Annotated in this window: 24 protein-coding genes, 1 pseudogene and 1 riboswitch (1 of these 26 cut by a window edge); of the genes and pseudogenes, 6 read left to right on the top strand and 19 right to left on the bottom strand. The window is 55.2% G+C overall.

All coding sequences use genetic code 11. The features are described 5' to 3' along the window. The 3 genes and pseudogenes from MUN86_RS00120 to fdhD form a co-directional block, all read right to left on the bottom strand. Positions 1 to 2,281, bottom strand: a pseudogene (locus tag MUN86_RS00120) (FdhF/YdeP family oxidoreductase); it reaches 295 nt to the left of the window's first position. A gap of 50 nt (positions 2,282 to 2,331) precedes the next feature. After that, positions 2,332 to 2,664 carry a DUF7009 family protein gene (locus MUN86_RS00115; RefSeq protein ID WP_245120430.1) on the bottom strand — a complete coding sequence of 111 codons (333 nt, stop codon included), beginning with the start codon at positions 2,662 to 2,664 and terminating at the stop codon, positions 2,332 to 2,334. Positions 2,665 to 2,739: 75 nt separating this feature from the next. After that, positions 2,740 to 3,627 carry a formate dehydrogenase accessory sulfurtransferase FdhD gene (fdhD, locus tag MUN86_RS00110; RefSeq protein ID WP_245120428.1) on the bottom strand — a complete coding sequence of 296 codons (888 nt, stop codon included), beginning with the start codon at positions 3,625 to 3,627 and terminating at the stop codon, positions 2,740 to 2,742. Between the two features lie 184 nt (positions 3,628 to 3,811). Here fdhD and moeB point away from each other — a divergent pair, with 184 nt between their 5' ends. The 3 genes from moeB to MUN86_RS00095 all read left to right on the top strand — a co-directional run bounded on the left by moeB (position 3,812) and on the right by MUN86_RS00095 (position 6,698). Then, positions 3,812 to 4,918: a HesA/MoeB/ThiF family protein gene (gene moeB / locus MUN86_RS00105; RefSeq protein WP_245120427.1), complete on the top strand. Its 1,107-nt coding sequence runs from the start codon at positions 3,812 to 3,814 to the stop codon at positions 4,916 to 4,918. 68 nt (positions 4,919 to 4,986) lie between these two features. Then, positions 4,987 to 6,153 carry a putative sulfate/molybdate transporter gene (locus MUN86_RS00100; RefSeq protein WP_245120425.1) on the top strand — a complete coding sequence of 389 codons (1,167 nt, stop codon included), beginning with the start codon at positions 4,987 to 4,989 and terminating at the stop codon, positions 6,151 to 6,153. Positions 6,154 to 6,503: 350 nt separating this feature from the next. Beyond that, positions 6,504 to 6,698: a hypothetical protein gene (locus MUN86_RS00095; RefSeq protein WP_245120424.1), complete on the top strand. Its 195-nt coding sequence runs from the start codon at positions 6,504 to 6,506 to the stop codon at positions 6,696 to 6,698. Between the two features lie 105 nt (positions 6,699 to 6,803). Here MUN86_RS00095 and MUN86_RS00090 read toward each other — a convergent pair whose 3' ends face one another. Continuing rightward, a complete protein-coding gene (locus MUN86_RS00090) occupies positions 6,804 to 7,601 on the bottom strand; it encodes an alpha/beta hydrolase (RefSeq protein WP_245120423.1) in 798 nt (265 codons plus the stop codon). A gap of 60 nt (positions 7,602 to 7,661) precedes the next feature. Beyond that, positions 7,662 to 8,678 carry a GTP 3',8-cyclase MoaA gene (gene moaA / locus MUN86_RS00085; RefSeq protein ID WP_245120422.1) on the bottom strand — a complete coding sequence of 339 codons (1,017 nt, stop codon included), beginning with the start codon at positions 8,676 to 8,678 and terminating at the stop codon, positions 7,662 to 7,664. A gap of 194 nt (positions 8,679 to 8,872) precedes the next feature. Between moaA and MUN86_RS00080 the strand changes: the two genes are divergently transcribed. Together MUN86_RS00080 and MUN86_RS00075 are read left to right on the top strand one after the other, a co-directional pair. Beyond that, a complete protein-coding gene (locus MUN86_RS00080; RefSeq protein WP_245120421.1) occupies positions 8,873 to 9,115 on the top strand; it encodes a MoaD/ThiS family protein in 243 nt (80 codons plus the stop codon). A 100-nt stretch (positions 9,116 to 9,215) separates the two neighbouring features. Continuing rightward, positions 9,216 to 9,635 (top strand): molybdenum cofactor biosynthesis protein MoaE, encoded by a 420-nt coding sequence (locus tag MUN86_RS00075; protein ID WP_245120420.1) that lies wholly within the window; start codon positions 9,216 to 9,218, stop codon positions 9,633 to 9,635. Positions 9,636 to 9,913: 278 nt separating this feature from the next. On the opposite strand, the gene MUN86_RS00070 is transcribed toward MUN86_RS00075, so the two are convergent. After that, entirely contained in the window at positions 9,914 to 11,080 is a 1,167-nt protein-coding gene (locus MUN86_RS00070) for an NTP transferase domain-containing protein (RefSeq protein ID WP_245120419.1), read from the bottom strand. Then, positions 11,070 to 11,558 carry a cyclic pyranopterin monophosphate synthase MoaC gene (gene moaC, locus MUN86_RS00065; RefSeq protein WP_245120418.1) on the bottom strand — a complete coding sequence of 163 codons (489 nt, stop codon included), beginning with the start codon at positions 11,556 to 11,558 and terminating at the stop codon, positions 11,070 to 11,072. Before moaC ends, MUN86_RS00070 begins: the two co-directional genes overlap by 11 nt. Positions 11,559 to 11,769: 211 nt before the next feature. Between moaC and MUN86_RS00060 the strand changes: the two genes are divergently transcribed. Then, a complete protein-coding gene (locus tag MUN86_RS00060) occupies positions 11,770 to 12,999 on the top strand; it encodes a molybdopterin molybdotransferase MoeA (RefSeq protein WP_245120417.1) in 1,230 nt (409 codons plus the stop codon). 17 nt (positions 13,000 to 13,016) lie between these two features. Here MUN86_RS00060 and MUN86_RS00055 read toward each other — a convergent pair whose 3' ends face one another. The 12 genes from MUN86_RS00055 to metH all read right to left on the bottom strand — a co-directional run bounded on the left by MUN86_RS00055 (position 13,017) and on the right by metH (position 24,707). Further along, positions 13,017 to 13,742, bottom strand: a complete 726-nt coding sequence (locus MUN86_RS00055) for a class I SAM-dependent methyltransferase (protein ID WP_245120416.1) — start codon at positions 13,740 to 13,742, stop codon at positions 13,017 to 13,019. An 86-nt stretch (positions 13,743 to 13,828) separates the two neighbouring features. Then, positions 13,829 to 14,251, bottom strand: coding sequence for a putative signal transducing protein (locus MUN86_RS00050; protein WP_245120415.1), 423 nt, complete (start codon positions 14,249 to 14,251; stop codon positions 13,829 to 13,831). A 104-nt stretch (positions 14,252 to 14,355) separates the two neighbouring features. After that, on the bottom strand, positions 14,356 to 14,496 hold the full coding sequence (locus MUN86_RS00045) for an MFS transporter small subunit (protein WP_245120414.1): 141 nt from the start codon (positions 14,494 to 14,496) through the stop codon (positions 14,356 to 14,358). Between the two features lie 44 nt (positions 14,497 to 14,540). Further along, positions 14,541 to 14,873, bottom strand: a complete 333-nt coding sequence (locus MUN86_RS00040) for an MFS transporter (RefSeq protein ID WP_245120413.1) — start codon at positions 14,871 to 14,873, stop codon at positions 14,541 to 14,543. After that, positions 14,867 to 15,316 carry an MFS transporter gene (locus MUN86_RS31000; protein ID WP_280640566.1) on the bottom strand — a complete coding sequence of 150 codons (450 nt, stop codon included), beginning with the start codon at positions 15,314 to 15,316 and terminating at the stop codon, positions 14,867 to 14,869. The genes MUN86_RS00040 and MUN86_RS31000 overlap by 7 nt, the downstream gene beginning before the upstream one ends. Before the next feature lie 41 nt (positions 15,317 to 15,357). After that, positions 15,358 to 15,936, bottom strand: a complete 579-nt coding sequence (locus tag MUN86_RS30995; RefSeq protein WP_280640565.1) for an MFS transporter — start codon at positions 15,934 to 15,936, stop codon at positions 15,358 to 15,360. A gap of 209 nt (positions 15,937 to 16,145) precedes the next feature. Next, positions 16,146 to 17,651, bottom strand: a complete 1,506-nt coding sequence (locus MUN86_RS00030) for an N-acetylmuramoyl-L-alanine amidase (RefSeq protein ID WP_245120412.1) — start codon at positions 17,649 to 17,651, stop codon at positions 16,146 to 16,148. Between the two features lie 110 nt (positions 17,652 to 17,761). Beyond that, positions 17,762 to 18,301, bottom strand: a complete 540-nt coding sequence (locus MUN86_RS00025) for a hypothetical protein (protein WP_245120410.1) — start codon at positions 18,299 to 18,301, stop codon at positions 17,762 to 17,764. A 126-nt stretch (positions 18,302 to 18,427) separates the two neighbouring features. Further along, positions 18,428 to 19,012: an energy transducer TonB gene (locus tag MUN86_RS00020; protein ID WP_245120409.1), complete on the bottom strand. Its 585-nt coding sequence runs from the start codon at positions 19,010 to 19,012 to the stop codon at positions 18,428 to 18,430. Between the two features lie 249 nt (positions 19,013 to 19,261). Continuing rightward, a complete protein-coding gene (locus tag MUN86_RS00015; protein WP_245120407.1) occupies positions 19,262 to 19,741 on the bottom strand; it encodes a tetratricopeptide repeat protein in 480 nt (159 codons plus the stop codon). Between the two features lie 153 nt (positions 19,742 to 19,894). After that, complete coding sequence (gene metF / locus MUN86_RS00010; RefSeq protein ID WP_245120405.1) at positions 19,895 to 20,851, bottom strand: methylenetetrahydrofolate reductase [NAD(P)H]; 957 nt, start codon at positions 20,849 to 20,851, stop codon at positions 19,895 to 19,897. A gap of 142 nt (positions 20,852 to 20,993) precedes the next feature. After that, positions 20,994 to 24,707 (bottom strand): methionine synthase, encoded by a 3,714-nt coding sequence (gene metH, locus MUN86_RS00005; protein ID WP_245120403.1) that lies wholly within the window; start codon positions 24,705 to 24,707, stop codon positions 20,994 to 20,996. A 72-nt stretch (positions 24,708 to 24,779) separates the two neighbouring features. Beyond that, a riboswitch (SAM riboswitch) is annotated at positions 24,780 to 24,890 on the bottom strand. Positions 24,891 to 25,000 lie beyond the last annotated feature (110 nt).

Genomic DNA, 25,000 nt, shown 5'->3' with positions numbered 1-25,000 from the left:
AGGACACGTCGCTCGTTGTGGATGCCGCGATAGCGGTCGTTGTATTCGTAGATCGTGGTGTTAAACTGATCATGGCTACGAACTGTCATCAGTACTAGCTGACCAGGCTCAAGCGTGTGCTTGGTTATCGTAGTGGATGTGAAGTTGGCTTTGCCGTTTTTGGTGGTAAACTTCCGCTCCCGAGGTCCATTGGGCAAATAGAAGCCACCGGGGCGGCGGAGCTTCTCGTTGAAATTCTCGAAGCCAGGGATAACGCGGGCAATATGGTCGCGAATGACGTCGTAGTTTTCGGTCATAGCTACCCAATCGGTGGTGGTTCGGTCGCCGAGGGTAGCAATAGCTACTCCGCTGATGATGGCCACTTCACTGAGCATTTCACCGGCTAGCGGCACCAAAATGCCTTTGTTCTGACTTACGACGCCCATGGAGTTTTCGCAAGAAGTCATTTGGTGACCTGAGCGCTGCATATCGATGTCGGCGTGGGTGAAGCACGGCAAGAGCAGGCTGGTTTTGCCGGTGACGAGATGGCCGCGGTTGAGCTTGGTACCCACAAATACCGTGAGGTTCTGCTTGCGCATGCCCTCGGCAATCAATTCGGTATCGGGGCCGGCAGCTAGTAGGTTGCCGCCGAGGCTGAAGTAAACTTTGGTTCTGCCTTCGACCATTGCCTTGATGCTCTCTACTACGTCGAAACCGTCTTTGCGAGGAGCAGAAAACTTAAATTCCTTTTCCAGTGAGTCGAGGAATTCAGTACTTACTCGTTCCCAAATGCCCATGGTCCGGTCGCCTTGCACGTTGGAGTGGCCACGGACGGGCATGTGCCCGCCCCGGGTTTGCCGATAGCGCCTTTCATCAACTGTAGGTTGACGATTTCCTGGATGGTTTGAACGCCGTTTTTTTGCTGCGTGACCCCCATCGCCCAGCAGGTAATAATCTTTTGCTTGGTAGCAATGATATTGGCAGCCTCCAGCAACTGAGTTCTTGAAATGCCGCTTAGTTCTTCAATATCAGCCCAACTGGTGTTGCGGATGTTTTGCTCGAACTCTTCAAAGCCAGTGGTGTACTTGTCTATAAACGGCCGGTCCACTACCTGGCCTGGATTCATGTCTTCGGCCTCGAATAGATGCTTCATGATACCGCGCAAGAGTGCCATATCACCGTTGACGCGTACTTGCAGATAAAGGTCGGTAATTTGAGTGCCGTCACCCATCAGTGCGCCTAGCGCCTTAAGGGGATTCATGAAGTCCTGCGGGTTTTTGAAATGGTTGAGGCCGGCTTCGATGAGGGGGTTAACGCTGATGATTTTGGCTCCGTTGCGTTTGGCCTTTTGCAGGGCCGTGAGCATGCGTGGGTGGTTGGTGCCAGGATTCTGCCCAATGATCAGGATAACTTCGGCCTCATGAATGTCATTGAGCGTGACGGAGCCTTTGCCCAAGCCTAATGTGGGGCTGAGGGCGGAGCCACTGCTTTCGTGGCACATATTGGAGCAGTCGGGCAGATTGTTGGTGCCAAACTCACGGGCAAACAGCTGGAATAAAAAGGCCGGCTCGTTGGGTACTTTACCCGATGTGTAGAACACTGCCTCGTCAGGAGAAGCCAAGGCATTCAGCTCATCGGCTACAATCTGGAAGGCTTCAGGCCACTCAATCTTGGTGTAGTAGTCGGAGCCAGGGCGCTTCACCAGGGGGTGCGTCAGGCGGCCGGTATTGTTTTGATCTCGGTCGGTGAGGCGAGAAAGCTCGGCCAGGGTGTGCTTGGCGAAGAACTCGGGACCGGCGGCGCGGTCGTCAGCATCGGAAGCTGCCGCTTTAGCGCCGTTTTCGCAAAATTCGGCTACGGAGCGGTGCTCGTCGGGGTCGGGCCAAGCGCAACTCGAGCAGTCGAAGCCATCCTTCTGGTTCATACCAAGCAGCGCCTTGGAACCGCGGCCTACGCCACCTTCGCTCCAACTAAACTGCATGGACTTAACGACGGCCGTGACGCCCGCAGCTATTTTGGCGCGGCCTTCCAAACGCAGGCCGGTTAGCTCTTCGGGCGGTTGGGCCAGGATAGGGTACAGATACTTGGCATTGGCTGTTTCGGGTGCCGGAATATGCCGCTTGGGCGCATCAGCACTGGCTTCATGCTCGGCCATGGTCGGATTGTCAGCATTGGTATGGTAGTGGTCGGGAGCAGGCGCTTCGCCCTGACCGGGACGCTCGCCGCTTTTGGGCGCGTTGCTGGCGTTTTGCTCTTGCTTGTGACCGGCTTTACTTGGATCGGTGGCGGGAGAGTCTTCCATGGCTTGACAAAAGGTAACGGTGGGAATTAGGGCACGAGCTTAGGTCTCGGTTAGTGCTTACAGCCGAGGTCTTTCTCTACTAATATATGTACTACTTGGTTGTCGGCTACCTCCACTATACCGCTCAAACTTACCTCGTCGGAAGAAGCCCAGGCATCAGCAACAGTAATTGGTAAGCGCACTACCACCCGGCCCGACGTGTAGGATACACTAGGCGTTGAGCCTGTGGCGTTTTCGTCGCGCTGAAGCGCATAAATAAGCCGGTCGGAGACGGAAGGACCAAGCGACACGATAGTTTCGAGGCGACCGTTTTGCTGAAAGTCGGTTACTTCTTCCGACGATAGCCGGAGGCGGAGGGAATTATCTTCGATGCGGAGCTTCATAGCACTAGGTGATGTTTGTTCTTCTGATTTCACTGATTTTCCTAGCGGCCAACTCAAGCCGCTGATTGAACCAGCTTAGTGAGTTGTGGGGCTATCAGTGGTGGGGAGACGGAGGCGCCACTCGTGGCAGTAAACGTTGTAGCGGTTTTGCCGCACAAAGCCGCAAACGGTCATGCCAAAGTCACGAGCGGCGGAAACAGCGAGGGAGCTAGGAGCGCCTACCGCAGCTAGTACGGCAATGCCGGCTACTGCGGCCTTCTGCACCAGCTCGAAGCTAACGCGGCCACTAACTAGCAATACGTGCTCATGCAACGGCAACCATTCTTGCAGCAAGGCCGCCCCAATTACTTTATCGAGGGCGTTGTGCCGGCCGACGTCTTCGCGTAGCAAAAGCAAGTCACCTTCTGGCGAGAACAAAGCAGCGGCGTGCAAGCCACCGGTTTGCTCGAACAACGCTTGAGCGGCCCGTTGCTTGGCTGGCAGTTGATGAATTACGTCGGGGTGAACGTAGGGGCCGTTGGTGGGCAACATGGGGCAAGACGACGCGTGCACAGCATCGATGCTAGTTTTGCCGCAGACGCCGCAGCTGCTGCTGGTGTAGAAATGGCGCTCTAGGCGCGGCAAGTCAGGCATAGCAGTAGGCGCTAGTTCGGCCCGGACTACGTTTTCACGCTCTTCTTCCTTCTCTACATCTGGGCAATAAATAACGCCGTGCAATTCTTGGCGGGTGCGGATGATACCTTCGGTAAGCAAGAAGCCGGCGGCAAGCTCGAAGTCGTGGCCGGGGGTGCGCATGGTAATGGAAAGCGTCCGGTATTCGCGCTGCCCGGTGGGGCCGAAACCGATGCGAATTTCCAACGGCTCTTCCACGGCTAGCACATCGGAGGCCGTGGCTACGTCGTGGTCCTGCACTTTGTGCACCGTTACGTACTCGTAGCTGGTAGGAGGTAGGAAGACTTTCAATTAAAAATAAGAAATTAAGATGTCGGTCCGAAGAGTAGCGGGACAGCACAGAACTCGCAACACATCCTCACAGTTGTTTAACCTTGCGGTACAGATCAAGGTTTAAATGTTGCTTAGGTGAGCAGGTTACTGCGTTGTGCCCGAATACCGCCTATTATTTTCATTGTTACTTCTTTTTCCTGCCGTGCTTACTTCCGAAGAACGCAACCGTTACCGCCGTCATCTGCAACTCCCCGAGATTGGAGAAGCTGGCCAGCTACAACTCAAAAAAGCTCGGGTATTGGTGGTTGGCGCGGGCGGGTTAGGCTGCCCCGTGCTCCAATACTTGGCCGCTGCCGGAGTGGGCACGCTCGGCATTGTAGACGCCGACAAAGTGGAAACCAGCAACTTGCAGCGCCAAATTCTCTACGGCCCTCGCGACCTAGGGCAGTTTAAAGCGGAAGTGGCAGGCCGGGTGGTGCGGCAGCTCAATCCGTTGGTACACACGGAAGTGCACGTATGCCGTGCTACATTAGGCAATGTGCGTGACCTGGTAACTAAGTATGACGTGGTGGTGGATGGGTCTGATAACTTTCCGACGCGCTACTTACTCAACGACGCCTGCGTGAGCTTCAACAAGCCGCTGATATCGGGGGCTATTTACAAGTTTGAAGGGCAGGTTTCGGTGTTCAACTACCAAGGTGGTCCTACGTACCGTTGCTTGTTTCCGCAGCAACCTTCGGGCAGAGAAGCCCCCAACTGCGATGCTACCGGCGTGTTGGGAGTGCTGCCCGGTATTGTGGGTACGGCGCAGGCTTCTGAAACGCTGAAAGTACTACTTGGTATTGGCGAGGTATTGAGCGGACGACTTTGGGTGCTGGATGCGCTGTCGTTTCAAACCCGAGTGATAAAGTTTGCGCGCCGCCCCGAGTCGGCGGCCGTCAACCTGCAATCGGCTAGCCCGGCCGACTACGCTGACTTATGCAGTGTAGGCATAAACGCTATTTCGGCAACGGAACTACAGCAGCAGCTAGAGTCAGAGCATGCGCCTTTCCTGCTGGATGTGCGGGAACCCGACGAGTTTCATAAAAAGCACCTCGTCGGCGCCACGCTGTTGCCGTTGGGTAGCTTAGCCAAAGGAGTAGGTTCTATTCCGCGCCATCATCCGGTGGTGGTGTACTGCCGTTCGGGCCGCCGCAGCACCCAAGCCATCGAACGACTGCAAATTGAATTCGGCTTTGCCAATTTGCTCAATCTAGACGGCGGAATGGAAGCATGGGAAGAACTCGGCGTAGGCGAACAGGTGAAATAGCTCACGGCGCTGCCTGCTACCGGCTCTCTCCGTCCTGACCTTCCTATACTAACCCGACAACGTTTCGCATGCCGCTTACTGCTCCTACCCTACCTACTCGCCCGCGCCTGCGCTTCGACCGCAACGAACTAGCCGGTGCCTTGGGCGACTTGGGTACCGACTTGCCGCTACTGATTGGGGTGTTGGCCGCCTCGGGCGCGGATAGCGCCGGGGTATTGGTAATGTTTGGGCTGATGCAGGTATTTTCAGGCGTTTGGTATGGAATGCCGATGCCCGTGCAGCCGCTTAAAGCGTTTGCTGCCTTAGTTATTGCCCAAAAGATTCCGGGCCGGGTGATTTACGGCGGCGGACTGGCCATTGGCATCAGTATGTTTCTACTCTCGATTACGGGACTTATTGATGCATTGGCGCGGCTGGTACCGAAGCCCGTGGTGCGCGGCATTCAGTTTGGCTTGGCTTTACAGTTGGCCACGCTGGCGCTCAAGGAATATGTGCCCGCCGATGGCTTACCGGGCTATGCACTAGCGGCGGTGGGCTTCACAGTTACGGTACTGCTGCTCGGCAACCGCCGCTGGCCTGCGGCACTGATCGTTATTGCGTTAGGAGTGCTGTATGCTCTTGCTTTCAAACTAGACCTAACCACTGCCCAACGTGCTATTGGCCTGCACTTTCCATCTTGGCACACGCCCGCCACTACCGATATTCTGACAGGTGCGGTACTGCTGGCGTTGCCTCAGATTCCGTTGTCGCTCGGCAACTCTATTCTGGCTACCCGGCAAATAGCCCACGATTATTTTCCAGAGCGCAACTTAACCGTGAAGCAAATCAGCTTCACGTATGCCTTGATGAACCTAGTGAATCCGTTCCTGGGCGGCTTTCCTGTTTGTCACGGCTCGGGCGGCATGGTAGGGCACTATGCGTTCGGTGCCCGTACGGGAGGCTCAGTGGTATTGTATGGCGTGCTGTTTCTGGTGCTAGGCCTGTTTTTCAGCCAAGGATTTCAGCAAGTGGTGCAGATCTTTCCGCTCCCCATTCTTGGGGTTCTGCTTTTGTTTGAATCGTTGACTCTGGCGGCCCTCATCCGCGACCTTGTAGCGGATCGGGCCGGACTATTGCTAGCCTTACTGACCGGTTTACTTTGTGCAGGCTTGCCCTACGGCTATCTAGTAGGACTATTGGTAGGCACTTCCCTACACTATGCCATGCAACGCGGCTGGGTAGGCATTGGTAAGTAAAACCTAGTTTCTGGCGGTCAGTTGGTTAGTAACTTATACTAAGTAATAGTTACAGTAATTGTGAGCGAGCCTGATTCTAATTTTAATCATGCTTTAATAACACCCACCACCATAATTCATCTATGACTTTTATTATATGTGATGATGCACAACCAAAGCCAAAAAACACGATTTTACATCTTAACACACGTTGAGATTAGTTCTTAAAAGCTACTCACCCGTATCAAAACAAGGATTTGACACTAAGTATATAACGAACTTAAATTACGTATTAATACAGTTATAGGGGGGGGTATTTTTGTTGATATTGCAGTATTATAAGCATTCCTCGCCTCCTCCCCATTGCACCTATGAATACTACTCGAGCTTCCTTTTTGGAGAACAAGGAAAAGCGGCAATACGCCGTTTCGTGGGCGTTGCGATTCGCGCAAAATACTTCCTTGGATCCTAGCCCATACGAACGGACGTTGCTTACCCAATTTGTGGAAGGCAGCATGACAATAGACCAAGTGCTCGAGCAACTCGAACAAACTTCTGCCAAGTAGCTCGCCTAAATAGCGCTCATAATGGCGCGAAGGCAAACAATGCTTTTCAAACAAATACCATAAGCAGAAACAACAGCCTCCTAGGCAAGCAACCAGTTGCTGGCTCTAGTGGCTAAGAATACGCTCTATCAGTTGCTGATATACCGCATTGTTGGTCATGTTGTTGTGACCTGCTCCCTCTAGGGTAATAAACTGGTCTTGCGGTTTCAGAGCAGCTTTTAAGGGCAGCGTCAACTGATAGTCGATAACCTCGTCTTGGTCGCCGTGGAAGAGGATAACCGGCGCTTTAACGCGGGGCAGTACTTTGTCAGTAGCCAACGGATAGCGCACCACAAATCCCGGAATCCAGGGGTAATAGTGTCGGGCCATAGCGCGCATACTCGGATAGGGTGCTTGCAGCACTAGCAATTTGGGCTGATGCTGAGCCGCAAGCCACGCCGCCACTCCGGTACCCAAAGAGTAGCCAAGCAGTATCACTTGACTCTCAGGGTACTCTTCAAGTAATTGCTGATAAGCAGTTTCTGCGTCGCTAAGAAACTGCACTTGGCTCTGAATTTGACCGCTGCTCTTGCCGTAACCACGATAGTCAAGCATGAATATATCGTAGCCCAGGCGCGTGTAAAACGGCGCTACCTCTCCCCAACTATCGAGGGCGCCACCGTTGCCATGCAGGTAAAAGATCAGGCCTTTGGAATTAGTGGCCGGGAACAGCAACCCATGCAGCGGAACGCCGTCGGAGGTCTTAATCCACCGCTCCTGAAACGGAACTCCAAACGTAAATTGATAGTCTTTGGCGAGCTTCTGAGGGAAAAATAGTAGCCGCTCTTGCTTGAAATACAGCAACACGCAGACGCCCAAGTAAAGCAATCCTGCTAGCGCAAACAGCGAAATCAGAAACTTCATGGCGACGGCGCTGTCAGGCAGGAGCTATGCAGAAGTAAGTGCGGATACCACGCCCAGGCTCTACCCGCCTATAGTCGACATCGACTCGAAGCTTAGCTGGTGCAAGGGGCGCTGGCGTTCGGCTTCGAACCCATTGGCAGCACGGTGCTGGAAAGCCGACGTCAGGGCCATCACAATTTCTGCGTCGGATGAGCCATTGCGGAGCAGAGCCCGGATGTCGAGTACGCCTTGGTCATAAAGGCAAGTTTTGAGGCCACCCTCGGCAGTAAGCCGAATTCGGTTGCAGGTGCCGCAGAAGGTACGCGAGTAAGCCGCTATAATGCCGACGCGCCCCAAGTGCCCTGCTACCTTATACTCGGATGCTGTAGCACCAGCCTTTCCTACTAATTGCGTAAACGCGCCGAAATACGCTTCTAGGTGCTCCCGAATACGACGGTGGTTCCAAGGCAGAGTGGCAGGCGTGGCCGCATGACTGCCTCCATTGAACGGCATTTCCTCGATAAACCGTACATCAACCGGCAATTCTCGCGTTAGCTCGGTGAGTGGCACTAGGTCTTCGATATTCTGCCCGTCCATCACTACGGCGTTGATCTTCACTTGAATACCAGCCGTGAGCAACGCATAAAACGTGTCCATAACGCGCGGCAACTCGTCGCGGCGGGTGATACGCGCGAAACGGGCCCGGTCCAAGGTATCGAGGCTCAGGTTAACGGACTTCACACCAATGCGGACTAAGTCAGGCACGTAAGGGGCCGTTAGCACGCCGTTGGTGGTGAGGCTAAGGTCGTCGATGCCAGGTAGGGCAGCCAGCCGAGCCATGAAAGGCACTAGGTCGCGCCGTACAAAAGGCTCACCACCGGTGAGGCGCACTTTGCGCACGCCTAGTTTTGCCATCAGGCCCACTAGGCGCTCCATTTCCTCGTAGGTGAGCAGTTCCTGCTTGGGCATGTACTTGATGCCTTCTTCAGGCATGCAGTAGAAGCAGCGCAGGTTGCAACGGTCCGTCACGGCTAAGCGCACGTATTCGAGCGGCCGACCATGGTTATCATATAAAACAGACGAAGCAACAGCAGACATACAAAGTAAGGATTACGCGGATTCTAGAATTTCAGCACGGCCAACGCAGACTTAACGTTTTTTCTGTGAAAACAGTCATTTGTTTTCCACTATGCGTAATCTAACCTTGTAAGGCTTCGATGCTAGTTTCGTGCTAGGCATAACCAGATGTAGCCGCATCTAGTTTGGTCTTTACGTACTGAATGTAGGATATTATGAACTTGAAAATAGCTCTTTTTGGCATTGCCAAAGAAATAGTGGGCCAATCGGTGCTGGAAGTTAATGCGCCAGACGACCAGCCAGTGCAGCAACTGCTCGAACAGCTACGCGCCCAATACCCGGCCCTCGGCCAGCTTAGCAGCCTCGCTGTTGCCGTCAACAACGAGTACGCAACCGACACGCAACGCCTGCACGAGCGAGACGAAATTGCTTTGATTCCGCCAGTGGCTGGTGGCTAACACTGAATCAACGCAATAGCGTAAGCCACTGCTTAGCAACCGCTTAAATTTTCGATTAGCTGCTACTAGTTATTCTTTCTTCCTGCTTGCCTGTTCTTCCTTGATTACCATCGACCTCACCGACCAGCCCATTGATGTATCCGCCGCCCTGCAACTAGTGCAGGCCGACGGCGCCGGGGCGGTTAACACCTTCATCGGCACGGTTCGCAACAAGAGCACCGGCCGCCCCGTTGTTCGCCTCGAATACGAAGCCTACGACAGCATGGCTTTGCACCAGTTGCGCAAAGTAGCTACGCAGGCGCAAGAGCGTTGGCCTATGCTCGAAAACGTAGTAGTTATTCACCGCAAAGGCACCCTCCAAATTGGCGACGTGGCGGTGGTCGTGGCTGTGTCAACGCCTCACCGCGCCGAGAGCTTCGCCGCCTGCCAGTACATCATCGATACCCTAAAGCAAGTGGTGACTATCTGGAAGAAAGAGTTTTATGAAGACGGCGACGTATGGGTAGCCGCCCACCCGTAGCTAAAAGCTAGCCGTTCCCTTAACTGAGGAGTCAGCTAAAGAGTTGAACACTCATTGTTTATTCAGTCCGTCATGCTGAGCGCAGCCGAAGCATCTCGCTCGCCTCGTTGAGTTAGCACTGCAACGTCAGCACGCGAGATGCTTCGGCTGCGCTCAGCATGACCGATATACTTTGGCAACGACATCAACGGTTGGTCATTAATCAAATGCCCCTTCCTGCTTCTCACTAGATACGTAATCTCGTTTGAGAGAAACACCCAGTTTTTAGCTCTGCCCATTTAGCTCCTGCGCGGCGGCTTCTCGCTGCTCGGGGGTATTAATGTTCCGCAGCTCGGCTGGTGCGGGAGGGGCAATAGTTCAATGTCAGAGTTGATGAGGGCTTTGCGGGGACAGGAATAGCCCAAGCTCAGGAAGCGCAATAGTGTGCCATAGCTGCGGGGTTCCCAGATAGTAATAAGCGGCTCGGGCCACTCGTTTTCGGGGCTGCGGTAGGCCGTGGCCATGCGCCCGGCGTGGCGGTGCGCCAGCAAGTGGCTTAGGGTAGCCTCTGTGAGAAAAGGCAAGTCGCAGGCTACTACTAGCCAAGCAGCATCCGGGTCTAACTGAAAAGCCGAGAGTAAACCGCTCATGGGACCTAGCCCTAGAAACGTATCGGGCAGGGGAGCAAGGCCAGCGGCTTCGAGTTCAGCCACTTGGTCGGGGCGGCAAGATACAAGCACGTCTTCACAGAACGGAGCCAACGACCCGGCAGCATAGGCGCGCTGCTCTTGCTGACCATGATATGTGAGGCGGCTTTTGTCTTCGCCCATGCGCTGGCTTCGACCACCCGCCAGTACTAAGCCCCGCACGTACGGGCGTTGCTGTTGCCACTCCTGCAATATAGCGGCGGCAATGGCTTCGGTGTCGGCTAGCGCCAATTGTGGAATGGTAGTATCCTGAAGATGCTCACGCAGATAGTCCGGCAACTCGGTTACACCTTCGGGCAGCAAAATCAGGCGTACATCCGTGAGGCGGTCTAGCTTTTTTTCGAGCGGCTTGGCGGGGTCGAGAATGATGATTTGCTGACGGGCCCGGAAGTGGTTGCCGTTTACCAGCACCAAGCTTTGGTGGTGCATCCACTCCTGCTGCGCAAACTTATCAACGTCGCGGCGCAGATCGAGGCGGCGGAACGTGATTTTATCGGTGAGCTCAACGCTGGCACCAGCTTGCATAATAACGTCGGCGCCTCCGGTGCCTCCCTGAGCGGCATCGTCGCCGGCGGCATGGTCGGCATCCACGTACGCTACGCGCAATACAGGTTCCAGGTGGGGCAAGAGGCGGGTCACCAACTCTTTGATTCGGCCGCAAGGAGCGCCAAGGATAGCCAGCTCGTGGCGGCCGAACTCGCCTAGCGCCGGGCGGGCAAGCTGTGCGTGTTTGCGGTGGGGAGTAGAATCAGTCGGCATGATGGAAGTCTTGTTTGCCACCAGTTTTGCTGAGCAGCCGGGTTTCCTGAATAACGATGTTGTGCGAAAGGGCCTTACACATGTCGTAGATAGTAAGGGCTGCCACCGAAGCGCCGGTTAGGGCCTCCATTTCCACGCCGGTTTTGCCAGTTACGCTGGCGGTGCATTCAATAAGCACGGCATCTGGTGCCTGCACTTCAATCCGCACTTGGCAGTCGTCGAGGCCTAAGGGGTGGCAGAGCGGAATCAGCTCCGAAGTGCGTTTGGCTCCCATGATACCCGCTAGAATAGCCGTTTGAAACACCGGCCCTTTGCGCGTGGGCAAATCGCCATCCTGCACCAAGGACAGGATTTCGGCGCCCACTATCACGCGGCTGCGGGCCCGCGCTACGCGGCGGGTAGCGGTTTTGGCACCTACATCCACCATGGCTGGTTGGCCAGCGGCGTTGAGGTGGGTGAGCTTAGAAGATTCAGACATGAAGACAAAGAAGAGCGTAAGCTCGAAGTGATAAAAGACAGGGGCGTTTTCGCACTACTATTCGTACGCCGGTACGCGCTAGGCATACGGCAAGTTATCGGGTACGTTCCGCTTGCTTGGCTCCAAGCGTCATAGCGCACTCACAACCAACTCAGGCTGTCCCTGGTTACAATTGCCGCCGTAAGCGGAAGCTTCCGCTATATTCGTGCCTATGCTCTCCGTAGAAGAAGCCACTCGCCGCGTCGCGGCCACCATTCAATCGTTGCCTGTCGAGTTTTTGGCGCTGCCTCTGGCTGCGGGCCGCATCCTGCGCGAAGACCTGCACGCCGACCGAGACTTCCCTCCTTTCAACCGGGTCGCCATGGACGGTATTGCCATTCGTTTCGAGGCATTGGCAACGGGCCTGAGCGAGTTTCCAATTGAGCGCATCCAATTTGCCGGCCAGGCCCCCATTCCGCAACTCAACCCACAGGCGGCCACCGAAATCATGACCGGCGCCATGCTCCCCGAGGGTACGGATACCGTCATTCGCTACGAAGACCTCATGTTTCGTACGGAAGAGACTACCGGCCAGCGCTTTGCTACTGTACAAGTGCCGCCACCCCACGCCGGGCACAACGTGCACCCCCGCGCCGCCGACCGCCGTCAAGGTGACTTGCTGTTACCGGCTGGCACGCACTTAGGCGCGGCCGAAATGGCGGTTGCGGCTACCATTGGGGCTAGCACGGTGGCCGTAACACGGCGGCCCAGAGTGGCTGTAGTAAGCACCGGCGACGAGCTAGTGTCCATTGCCGAGCGGCCCCTCCCCCACCAGATTCGTCGTTCCAATGCGCTCATGCTACAAGCCGCCGCCGAGCAGACGGGTGCCATTACGCAGGCGTTTCATTTCAACGATGATGTAGCCATCCTGCAACAGAATCTACCGGTTCTCTTAACTGAGTATGACGCTGTGATACTCAGCGGGGGCGTATCGAAGGGCAAAGCCGATTTCTTGCCGGAAGTGCTGCGCGAACTTGGCGTAGAGCAAATTTTTCATGAAGTGCAGCAGCGGCCTGGCAAACCGTTTTGGTTTGGCCAGAGCCCTGGTGGCGCTGTCGTGTTTGCGCTGCCCGGCAATCCGGTTTCCACTTTCGTGAATTTCTATCGGTACGCGCGGCCTTGGCTGCTCGGAGTGCAGCAACCAACTGCTGCGTACTTGGCCGAAGCGGGCCCTGTACCGGCCGTGCTTGCCGTTGATGTTAGCTTTCGGCCCAAGCTCACGCATTTCCTGCTGGTCCGGCTAGAATATGCCCGCAACGGCCAGTTGCTAGCCCATCCCGAACGAGCCGGTGGTTCCGGCGACTTAGCTAGTTTGTTGGCTAGCAATGCGTTTCTTGAGTTGCCACCCGAGCAAGAGCTATTTGCTGCTGGTGCTGTGCTGCCCGCATGGCGGTTTCGGTAGATTCGGTAGGGTAATGTTCACCGTTTTTGCGCGACCAATTTCACTAACCGTTGGGTTTCCAAGGAAAAGTCGGCAACTCCGAGTGGTTCTTCGTAGCGCAAAACCTGGAAGCCGGCAGCAGCATAGCAGTTTTTCAGCTCATCGGTTGCAAAGCCGATTTCCTGACCGGGCTTGATTCCGCGTGCTCGATTGACGTCGGTGTGGAAGTTCTCGAACACAAGCAAGCCCCCGGGCTTGAGTGCCGCGTGTGCCTGCGCTACATGGGTTTCCTCATCGGCGTAGCAAAGCACAACAAGGTCCCACTCATTGGTGCCCCACGAGTAGGCAGCTACATCTTGCTCGATAGTAGTGAGGAAAACGCCTGCTTGCTGGGCCCGCTGGCGGGCAAAAGCCAACGCTTGCTCGGCATAGTCAACGCCGGTTACCTGCCAGCCGTGTTGGGCCAGATAAATGGCATTGCGTCCTTCGCCCATGTTCACGTCCAACGCCTTACCGGTTGGGCGGCCACAAATGGCTTCCATTAACAGTGCGTTAGGCTGAGCGTTAAAGCGCGTACGGCGCCACGTGGCATCAAGCAAAAAATGATTCCAGCGGCCGCGCTCGTATTCTTGTTGCTGAGCGGGGGTAGCATCCGGCAAGAGCGCCGGATAATTTGTTGTTGGTGGCAAGAAGGCTGACTCTTGATTTGGATTGTCCGTCCCTAAAGCTCCTGTTTGATTGATGCCAACGGAAGGTATTTTCATAGGAAACAGCTTGTGTTGCTATAGCGAAATCACACGGCGTTGGCACCAAATTTAAGGCCTTGAATAATAAGCGGTTGGATCACTGCTTAGGCCTCGAAATCTAACCCACACTGAAAGCAGTGGCACTGCGGCTTCTCCGGCGACATTATCCAGAGGCGAAGCTTTGTGAGCAAACTATCATTGGGCTCGGGCTCTTGGCGGCAAACCACATCGGTGTGGTGGCAGCGAGGGCAGCGGATAACTTCCGACGCAGCATCGGTTTCGTCGGTGGCGGGCAGGGCTTGCATAGCCGCTTGGTCGGGGTACAGCAGTTCCTGCGCAGCGGCTAGGTCGCGGCGGCGGACGTGCAGGCGTACTCCGCCGGAAATAGGCCCATACGGCCGATTCTCGTTGCTAATAAAACAGGGGATATCGGCAGCTTCCAACTGGTTTTTAGCCAGATGCGCCGATATAGCGTTGGCGAAAGACGCCAGCTGAATGATAGATTCGTCGGCAGGCTGGTCGGACATGTTGCAGGTGCAGGTAGGTTTCAGACAAAACAAAAGAAGCACCCAAATGAGTGCTTCTTTCATCTAGTAAGTATTTTATTGTAGAAGCTAGTCTACAGCCGGCGCTACTTAAACAGCGCCAGTGCTTTGATAAAAGTTTGGGTGACGCCCCAAGCAAGCGGAATACCAACAAAGAGCCAGGCTATTGCCACCGCAGCACCAGAGCTAGGCGTATCATTCGGCGTATTGGAAGAAGTATGCTCCATAAGATGAATTGATTACAGTGAAGAAACAGGGAACAGCCGCTTGCTTACGCTGCTACTTTTTTGGCGGCTTCTTTCTCGAAATACTTTTCTGCCACGGGCCGCACCAAGAAGTTGGCAATCAACCCAATCACGAGTAAACCGGCCATTGTGTAAAACACCGATTGGTAAGCGGCTGCTCCTGCCAAGCCTTTGGCCTTAGCGCTCGTGTGGAGGTAGTTGACTATCACCGGGCCAAGCACGCCAGCCGTACTCCACGCCGTCAGCAACCGTCCGTGAATAGCCCCTACCTGCATCTTCCCAAACAAATCGGACAGATATGCTGGAATAGTAGCGAAGCCGCCCCCATACATACTCAGAATCACGCAGGCCACTACCACAAACAGCGTAAGCTGCGCGCCTTCCCCAGAGTGGGCACCAACGCATAGAGCAGAATTCCCAAGCCGAAGTAGATGGCATACGTAGGCTTACGCCCTAGTTTATCGGAAGCTGACGACCAGAAGAAGCGGCCCAGTAGGTTAAACAAGCTCAGTAGTCCTACAAAGCCCGCCGCTGCTGCTGCCGTTACTCCTCGCCCAGAACCCATAGCTGTATCAGAGAAGGTTTCTTGAATCAAGGGCGAAGCCGTTTCGAGCACGCCGATACCGGCCGTTACGTTCATGCACAACACCACCCAGAGCAGCCAGAACTGCGGCGTTTTAATGGCGTTGTCGGCCGTTACGTTACCAGTAGTAATAAGAGCGTTATGCTCGTTGGAGGGCACGTAACCAGCCGGCTTCCAGTCATCGGCTGGTACCCGAATAGACCAAACGCCGAACTGCATAAACAACAGGTAAATCAAACCCATTACTAAAAATGTAGGCGCTACTCCTTGGGGGCAGTGTCTTTGAACCGGTCCATGAGGGCTACGGCCAATGGCGAGCCAATCATGGCGCCGCCACCGAAGCCCATAATGGCCATACCCGTTGCCACGCCTCGCCGGTCGGGGAACCACTTGATAAGGGTACTGACTGGTGATATGTAGCCAATACCTAGCCCAATTCCGCCCACAAAGCCATAGCCAAAATATACCAGCCAAATGCTGTGTAAGTGCACGCCTAGCGCAGCAATAAAGAATCCGCCGCCGAAGCATAGTGCCGCCGCCATCATGGCTTTGCGCGGACCTACTCGCTCCAACCATTTCCCAAAAACCGCTGCTGATAACCCGAGCAAGACAATAGCAATAGAGAAGATAACACCGAGTTGGCCAGGGGTCCAGTCGGTAGGTGCAGGTGCATCCGGGTTGCCACTAACAAGGGCGCCGAGCGGCTTTTTGAACACGCTGAATGCGTATGCTTGTCCAATGGCCAAGTGAATAGCAAGTGCAGCAGGTGGTACCAACCAGCGGTTGTACCCCGGGCCAGCCACAGTGCGGCTACGGTCCAGTAAAGAAGATTCTGCCATGCGAAGCGGTGGGTTTGATGAGAGATAGTAGGAACGGCTCTTCTCAGAGGCAATTCAGAAGTGTTTACCTGAACTGAGAATGAGGAAGATATCGGCTTTTACGCCGAATACTTTTAAACGTCCAACTATTTTTTGCTAAAAACCTATAGTCTAATACACTTGCTTTCCTTTGTTTCGTGTACCTACCCTTATTGCAGCTTCCGAGGGCATTATTTGTCTTCCAAGGCAGCTTGTTTTAGTAGCCAACCCTTTGGGCCTTTTGCACGAGTTTGCTTCAGAAAGACCTTAAGCCCGCGCGTCATGGCCTGCGCCATTTGCTGTTGAAAAGCTGGGTTTGTGAGGCGCTGCTCATCGGCTGGGTTGGATACGAAAGCTGTTTCCACTAACGCATTAGGGTATTCAGTGGGCCCGTTCAGGCCGAAGTTGAAATTACCTACCAGTCCCCACCCTGCCAGCCCAGTACCCTGCATCTGTTTGTAGAGCGCCGCCGCCAGTGGCCGAAACGCCACATAACGGTAGAAGGCGCTGGTCCCCTGCACGGTTGTGTTGCCCGCTGAGTTGACGTGGATGCTCACCAACAACGCAGGTCGGGGCTGGCGCAGCAGGGTTACCCGGTCACTTATTTCAGCACTAATATCAGCTTCGCGGGTCATTACTACACGGGCCCCGGCTTGCTCTAACTCTTGGCGTAGCTTCTGGGCAATGGCAAGCGTTAGGTCTTTCTCCCGGGCGCCACTGGCTCCCGTAGCACCTACGTTGGTACCGCCGTGGCCCGCATCAACAGCCACAAGCAGGCCGCGCAGCCGAAGCTTAGCAGGCGGGCGAGACACTTGCACCACTAGCGTGTTGCCCTGGTAGCCAAGGTGGTACCCCCAGCTTTGGCGGTGACGCAACGGGAGTACCAACCGAAACACATCGGGCTGCGGCTGCTCGTAATAAACGGCTCCTAACTCCTGCAAACCCGTGCGCTGGGTTATCCAATTGGTATTGGAAGTAGCGCCAAACACATCCACCACTAGCCGCGTTGGGTTTTCAAGTAGTTGAGTACGATAAGGAAGCCTTGCGCTGAGCGGCACTCGCACATAGTCATACAGTGAGTCGCCCTGAACGCTCCAGGAACCAGTGAGAGAAGTAGGCACAAAGTTGCCGGGCGGTAGCAACCGTACTACGTTCTGTGGTACCCAAGCGTGCTGGCCCGTCGCGAGTTGCACGCGGTACAGTTCGCCCACACGGCCTGTGAGGTGGAGCACCACCAACGAATCAAGGTAACCAAGCTTGGCGCCACCCAGCCGGTCCTCCCCCAACCCATAGTTTAAGTACGCTAAATCGCTGCGGGTTACGGCGAGCTGGGGTTCATTATGATTCAAAAACCGGACGGTGTTTCCGCTGAATCCGACTTCCAGTACACTGTCCGGCGTCAGAACTTGCACCTCAATGCGTCGGTCGTTTAGCGTGTCGCCGGGCTGCACTACGTAGGTGCCTTGGTATACCCCAAACTTGCCTTGCGCCTGAGCCGGAGTTAGTTCAACAAGGGGCTGCCCGTTAAGAAATGAAGCCTGAACGCCGGGTTGGGCGATGAGGCGCACTTGGAGTCGGTCGCCGGGGCTTAGCCACTGGTTGACTGCCGGCACCGTTTCAACTGCCGAGATACTAGATGATGGATTTTGTGCATGCCCTGCAAAAACCGTTAACACCCCAATGCTAGCAAAGAGCATTACCCGACTGAAATCTGAAACTCGTCTTAGCATACTTCATATCTAACCTCACTTCCTAAACGCAGAAGCCCCGCGTAGGGCGGGGCTCAGCATACAAAAAGCTACTTCTACTAAGGTTGTTTCACTGCCTCGCCTAAGTCTTTCACATCGCGGCGTGTTTCAAGGGCCGTAAACTCCGTTTGCAAAGCTCTGATGTGCAACTCGTCGCGGCCTTTGATGTCGAGCCGAATAGCGCGGAATTGCGCATTGAGGCGGCGGCTAATGGCCGTGGCATAATCCCAATCGCGCTGTGTCCACTGCCGGTGCCGGGCCCGCACCTGTTGCATAAACTGCACAAAGGCTGGTTCAACGGTGGTAGGTGTCAGTTGTTCAATGGCAGCATAACGGCCCAACAGCTGATTGGTGAACGTAGCCGTTGCCGTTTCGTTGAGGGGCTGGCGGGTACGAGCGCGCGAAACAGAATCGAAGCGGGCTGCCCGCCGGCCGGCCACACGGAGCTTGGCCGCAGCCCGGTTGGCAGCAGTGTCGAGTTTGCGGGCTTCCTGGCGTACTATTTCCTGCCGCTCGCGCGGTGTAGAATCGCAGGCGGTAAGGACAAGGGCTCCAAAACAGGAAATAACCAGTGGGCGGAACAAAGAGAGCAGTTTCATGGCTCCAATGTACGCAACCTAACCAGGTAAAGTGTGCGGCAATACGCAGTAGTGATGTTGAGGAGTGCATAGAAGAGTCGTTCGCCCTCAGCTTCTATCCTGCCGCTCCTACTACCAACGCGGTTCTTACTTGGCTTTCTCTAGCCGGAACGTAAAGGGCAATTGATACAGAACCGGAACAGCCCGACCAGCTAAGCGAGGTGCAATCCATTGCGGTGGAATGCTTTGACTGAGGCGCAATGCTTCTTCGTCGCAGCCGCCACCAATGCCATTCAGTACCTTGTGTTTCGAAGCGCGGCCCAAAGTATCGATAGCAAACTCTATCAGGACGCGGCCCTGAATATTGCGGTTCTGCGCTTCCTGCGGGTAAGTGAGCTTGCTCATATACGCAGCCAATGCGGCTTCACCACCAACGTAAAGTGGGGGCTGCTGCACATTAGTACGAGTCCACTCTCCCGGCTTTATTTCCACATCATACGGTTTATCCTCGATGGGCCGGTAGAATACCAACTTTTGAGCAGTGTGGTCGTAGCGCTGTACTAATACTTGGCGGCCGTCGCGGGTGTAGCTATAGTATTCCCATACACCTACTTTCTGGCCTTTCTCTATCATACCACTTTCATATTCGGTTGTGCGTTGCTTCTGCGCTTGCGCAGGAGCAGCCAACGCCAGCATAGTACAGCTTACCAGTAGTGTATACAAGTGTTTCATAGAATGGGTAAGGTGAAGTCACTGCACTGCTTGTGGGGAATCAACAAACGCTGCAACGAGTAATTTTTTATCGTTTAAATACAAATAATTTGCATATCACTTTGCCGCGTAAATTCATTGATTTTCATTGTAATTTGCTCGTATACAGATTTAAAAAGCAAAAGCAATGCATCTATAGAATTGCTACAGAAAAGCGAATTTCCGGAAATATACAAATACTATATCAACCCACAATAGTACACCAGTGGATTACTCCTCTGACTCGTTCAATCGATTGCGCAACTCGTGGAGTTGCCCTTGTATGCCCGGCCAATGAGGACAAAGCTGTTCTAGTCTCACTAACACCCGCAGCAGGCCCCGGTCGTCGGCAAGGGTGCGCAACATACTGGCCCAGCCCGACAGCGCGCCAAAATGGCGAGGCTCCCGGCGCAACGTCTCGCGGATGTCGGCTAAAGAAGCGCGGTACTCGCCACGCAGATAATACGCCGTGGCGCGCTTGTTCCAACCTTCGGCATAAGTTGGCTGCAGTTCAATTAGAGTAGTGAAATCGGTGATGGCCTGCGTGTAGTTGCCCGCTGACAGGGCGCGCATGCCTGCTTCCAGGTGTTTGTCTAGTAGGTGCTCGCCGGTGGTAAGCCAGAGTTGCCAGATGCCGCTCTGCAAGGTTTCTATTTCCATGGGGGTCGTGGCTTCCCGCAGGCGCACGAATAGCTCATCAAGAGTCGACATAGTGGAGTAGTAAGTAAAAACAGCGCGCCAGACAGTGCGGCGCGGAGAGCTTCTTTGTACGAGACTGTGGAGATTCGTATTGAATATCCGCTTCTCTAAAAGAGATTCTCCGCGCCGCACTGTCTGGCGCGCTGGATTAGTGTGCTTAGGAGCCTAGAATAGTTCTTGCGCTACCCGCCGAATTGCTTCCGACTTGCCCATGCTGTAGTAGTGCAAGCTCGGTACGCCATGCGCCATCAATTCCTTGGACTGATTGATGCACCATTCAATGCCGACTTGCCGAGCGGCATCATTGTCGCGGCATTGGCTGATGGCTTCTACCAGCGGCTCGGGCAGGTTCAGGAAGAACGTGCGCGGCAGCATGGTGAGTTGGCTCTTGGTGGTGAGGGGCTTCAGGCCCGGAATGATAGGCACCGTGATACCGGCCTCGCGGCAGCTCTTCTCGAACTTAAAGAACTGCTCGTTGTCGAAGAACATTTGCGTGACGATGTAGTCGGCGCCCCGGTCTACCTTATGGCGCAGGTAGCGGATGTCGGCTCCGTAGTTGGGCGCTTCGAAGTGCTTTTCGGGGTAGCCAGCGGTGCCGATGCAGAAATTGGTAGCCCAAGTGTCGTCCTGCTTCTCATCCAAGTACTCGCCGTGGTTCAGCGACTTCACCTGCCCTATCAGGTCACTGGCGAAGGCGTGCCCATCGGGGTGCGGCTTGAACGTGCCCTCCGATTTGATTGGGTCGCCGCGCAAGGCTAGTACCGAATCGATACCAAGGAAGTGCAGGTCGATGAGGGCGTTTTCGGTTTCTTCTTTCGAGAAGCCGCCGCAGATAAGGTGAGGCACCGTATCAACATCGAAGCGGTTTTTGATGGCCGCGCAAATGCCTACCGTACCCGGGCGCTTACGCACCGTTTTCTTCTCCAAAAACCCGTTCGGATGCTGCCGGTACACATATTCCTCGCGGTGATACGTTACGTCAATGAACGGGGGTTTGAACTCCATCAGCGGCTCGATATTGCTGAATAGGTTCTGGATGTTTTCGCCCTTGCGCGGCGGCAATACCTCGAAAGAAAACAGGGTTTTGCCGTTGGCGCGAGTGATATGGTCGGTTACTTTCATAGGGTGGGCCCCGCTTTCCGCTCTCCCATGTAGGGAAGAGCGGAATAATTCGGGTATAACGTAGGACTTAGCGTTGGCTAAGCGCAGTAAGAAGTATGGTGTAAGATTACCCGCCGCAAAAGCAGGAATATGAAGCGTGAGTTTACAGCGCGGTTACGGGCACCGATGTAGGGTCGTAATTCAGGTTCGGCATCAACCAACGCTCTAGCTCCGGCAGTGGCATGTTCTTGCGCTGCGCAATATCCGCCACCTGGTCGGCTCCAATCCGGCCTAAGCCGAAATAGCGCGAATCGGGGTGCGCATAATACAAGCCGCTAACCGACGAGGCCGGATACATAGCCAAGTTTTCAGTGAGCCGAATACCGGTTTTGTTTTCCGCGTCGAGCAACTGGAAAAGCGTGATTTTCTCGGTGTGGTCGGGGCAGCCAGGGTAGCCGGGCGCCGGACGCACTCCTTTGTACTTCTCCTGAATCAAGTCTTCGTTGGAAAGATTCTCGGCCGGATCGTAGCCCCAGAACTCTTCCCGCACGCGCTGGTGCAAGCGCTCGGCAAAGGCCTCGGCCAAACGGTCGGCCAGAGCCTTCATCATGATGCTAGAGTAATCGTCGTGCTCGGCCTCGAACTTCTCGAGGTGCTTCTCAATCCCGATACCCGCCGTGACGGCAAAGCCCCCGATGTAGTCGGCCCGACCGGTTTCCAGCGGCGCCACGAAGTCGGAGAAAGCTAGGTTAGGCACGCCAGCGGCTTTCTCGCTCTGCTGACGCAGTGTAAAGAACTCGGTAGCTACTTCGGTACGACTGTCGTCTTTGAACACCTGCACCGTGTCATAGTCCACCGTGTTGGCGGGCCAGAAACCTATTACGGCGCGAGCCGTGAGCAATTTCTCGTCGATGATGCGCTTGAGCATGGCTTGCGCATCGTTGAAGAGTTGGGTAGCGGCTTCGCCTACATTCTCGTCGGTGAGGATGCGCGGGTAGCGCCCTTTCAGCTCCCAAGTTTGGAAGAAAGGCGTCCAGTCGATGTAGGTGGCTAACTCGGCCAAGTCGTAGTCTTCCAGAGTTTGAGTGCCCAAGAAGTTCGGCTTCACGATAGGCGTGGTTTCCCAATCGGCTTTGAAGCCGTTTTCGCGGGCAGCCTCGATGCTGAGGTAGTTCTTATCGCGCTGGCGCCCGGCGTAGTCTTCCCGCAACTGACGGTACTCATCGCGCACAGTGCGAGCGTATTCGTCTTTGGCAGAACCGAGCAAACCAGCAGCAACTCCCACACTGCGCGACGCATCGTTCACGTGCACCATCGGCCCGGAATAATTGGGCGCCACCTTCACGGCAGCGTGCAGGCGGGAAGTGGTAGCACCACCAATGAGCAGGGGCAGCTTCAAACCGCGCCGCTCCATTTCCTGCGCCACGTACACCATCTCATCAAGGCTCGGCGTAATCAGGCCGCTTAGTCCGATAACGTCTACTTCTTGCTTCACGGCTTCGTCCAGAATTCTTTCCAGAGGCACCATTACGCCCAAGTCCACAATGTCGAAGTTGTTGCAGGCCAGTACCACACCCACAATATTTTTGCCGATGTCGTGCACGTCACCTTTCACGGTAGCCAGCAAGATCTTACCCGCCGTTTGGCGTTCCGACCCTTGCTTGTCGGCCAGCAGGTAGGGCTCCAAGTAAGCCACAGCTTTCTTCATCACCCGCGCCGATTTCACTACCTGCGGCAGGAACATCTTACCGGCGCCAAACAGGTCACCGACCACGTTCATACCGGACATCAGCGGGCCCTCAATCACCTCCAGCGGACGATTTACTTGTTGGCGGACCTCCTCAGTATCTTGGTCAATGAACTCGGTGATGCCACGCACCAGCGCGTGCTGTAGGCGCTCTTGCACCGGCAGGCTGCGCCACGCATCGGCCACCACTTCCACCTTGTCTTTCTGCTTCACCGTTTCGGCGAAGTCAACGAGGCGCTCGGTGGCGTCGGGGCGACGGTTGAGCAGCACGTCTTCCACTAATTCCAGTAGGTCTTTCGGCACTTCATCGTACACGGCCAGCTGGCTCGGGTTTACGATGCCCATATCCAGGCCAGCTTTAATGGCGTGGAACAGAAATGATGAGTGCATGGCTTCGCGCACCACGTCGTTGCCGCGGTACGAGAAGCTGATGTTGCTGACGCCGCCGCTGGTGAGGGCGCCGGGCAGGTTTGCTTTGATCCAACGAACCGATTCAATGAAGTCCAGCGCATAGTTGCGGTGTTCCTCCATGCCAGTGCCCACGGTCAGGATGTTGGGGTCGAAGATGATGTCTTCGGCGGGGAAGCCGACTTCGTTGACCAGAATGTCGTAGCTGCGCTTACAGATTTCGATGCGCTTCTCGTAGGAATCGGCCTGGCCATTCTCGTCGAAGGCCATCACCACCATGGCCGCACCGTACTGCCGCACCGTGCGGGCACGCTCTTTAAATACTTCCTCGCCTTCCTTAAGCGAAATAGAGTTGACGATACTCTTGCCTTGCACGCACTTCAGACCCGCTTCGAGTACGCTCCATTTCGAGGAGTCGATCATCACCGGCACCCGTGAAATGTCGGGCTCGGAGGCAATCAGGTTGAGGAAGGTGGTCATGGCCTGCTCGGAATCAAGCATGCCTTCGTCCATATTCACGTCGATAATTTGAGCACCGCCTTCCACTTGGTCGCGAGCCACTTGTAGGGCTTGCTCGTAGGCACCCGTGCGGATGAGGCGGGCAAACGCGCGGCTACCCGTCACATTGCACCGCTCGCCCACGTTCACAAAGAGGCTTTCGTCGGTGATGCCGAAGGGCTCTAGACCACTTAGGCGGGTAGCGGGTGCCACCTCCGGCAGAGGGCGTGGCTCGTACTTATCCGCCAGCTTGGCTAGCTCGGCTATATGCTGAGGAGTGGTACCGCAGCAGCCGCCCACCACGGTCACAAGCCGGTCGGAGAGGTAACTTTCTACTACGTCCGCAAATTCCTGTGCCGACTCGTCGTAGCCGCCGAAAGCGTTGGGCAGACCCGCGTTGGGGTAGGCCGAAACATGCACGTCGGCAATGCGGCTGAGCTCCTTCACGTACACTTTCAGCTGGTCGGCACCAAGGGCGCAGTTTAGGCCCACGCTCAGCAGCGGTAAGTGACGGATAGAATTCCAGAAAGCTTCCACTGTCTGCCCCGACAAGGTGCGGCCCGAAGCGTCGGTAATCGTGCCCGAAATCATAACGGGTACCACCCGGCCACCTTCGTCGAAGAACTTCTGCACCGCGTAGAGCGCCGCTTTAGCATTGAGCGTATCGAAGATGGTTTCGATAAGCAGCGCATCGGAACCGCCATCAACAAGGCCGCGCACCTGCTCGTGGTAAGCGGTGGCCAGCTCATCGAAGGTCACGGCGCGAAAGCCCGGCCGGTTCACGTCGGGCGAAAGGGAGGCAGTACGGTTGGTGGGTCCAACGGCGCCTGCCACAAAGCGGGGCTTGGCCGGATTCTGCGCCGTAAACTCGTCGGCGGCTTCCTTGGCTAGGCGCGCCGATTCATAGTTCAGCTCATACACAATGTCCTCGAGTCCGTAATCGGCCTGCGCGATGGTGGTACCACTAAACGTGTTGGTTTCCACCATGTCGGCCCCGGCGGCGAAATACTCGGCGTGAATGCCCTTGATAATATCGGGGCGGGTCAGGCTGAGCAGGTCGTTGTTGCCCCGCAATGGTTTGGGGTGGTTGGCAAAACGGGACCCCCGAAAGTCTGCTTCCTCCAGCGGGTGCCGCTGAATCATGGTGCCCATGGCGCCGTCGAGCACCAGGATGCGCCGTTGCAGAATATCGTAAAGCGGGGAGTCGGGACAGTGGGTTTTCATATATTTCTCTTTACAGAATGCCGTCGTTGAACCAGCTCATCCAGAAAGAGAAAACTGCGGGTGCAGGTTCCGTACTTATCTTCTTCCGTCGCAGAAGTAGGACGAAATGGGAGTTGGCACCTTGTTTTACTCAGGTTGCCAAGACGTCGTAGGGCCCAATCCCTCAGTCTTTCTGGATAAGTAACCTAACAAATGTACAGCAGGAAAATTTGAATTTCAATTCAGGCACATTACAACGCACGTTTAACTGCACATTTCTTATAATTCCTTTTTATGAAGCGTATATAGAGCTA

Source organism: Hymenobacter volaticus (assembly GCF_022921055.1).
Taxonomy (GTDB): Bacteria; Bacteroidota; Bacteroidia; order Cytophagales; family Hymenobacteraceae; genus Hymenobacter; species Hymenobacter volaticus.
Note: the sequence above shows the minus strand (reverse complement) of the source record. Positions and strands in the feature narration are given on the sequence as shown.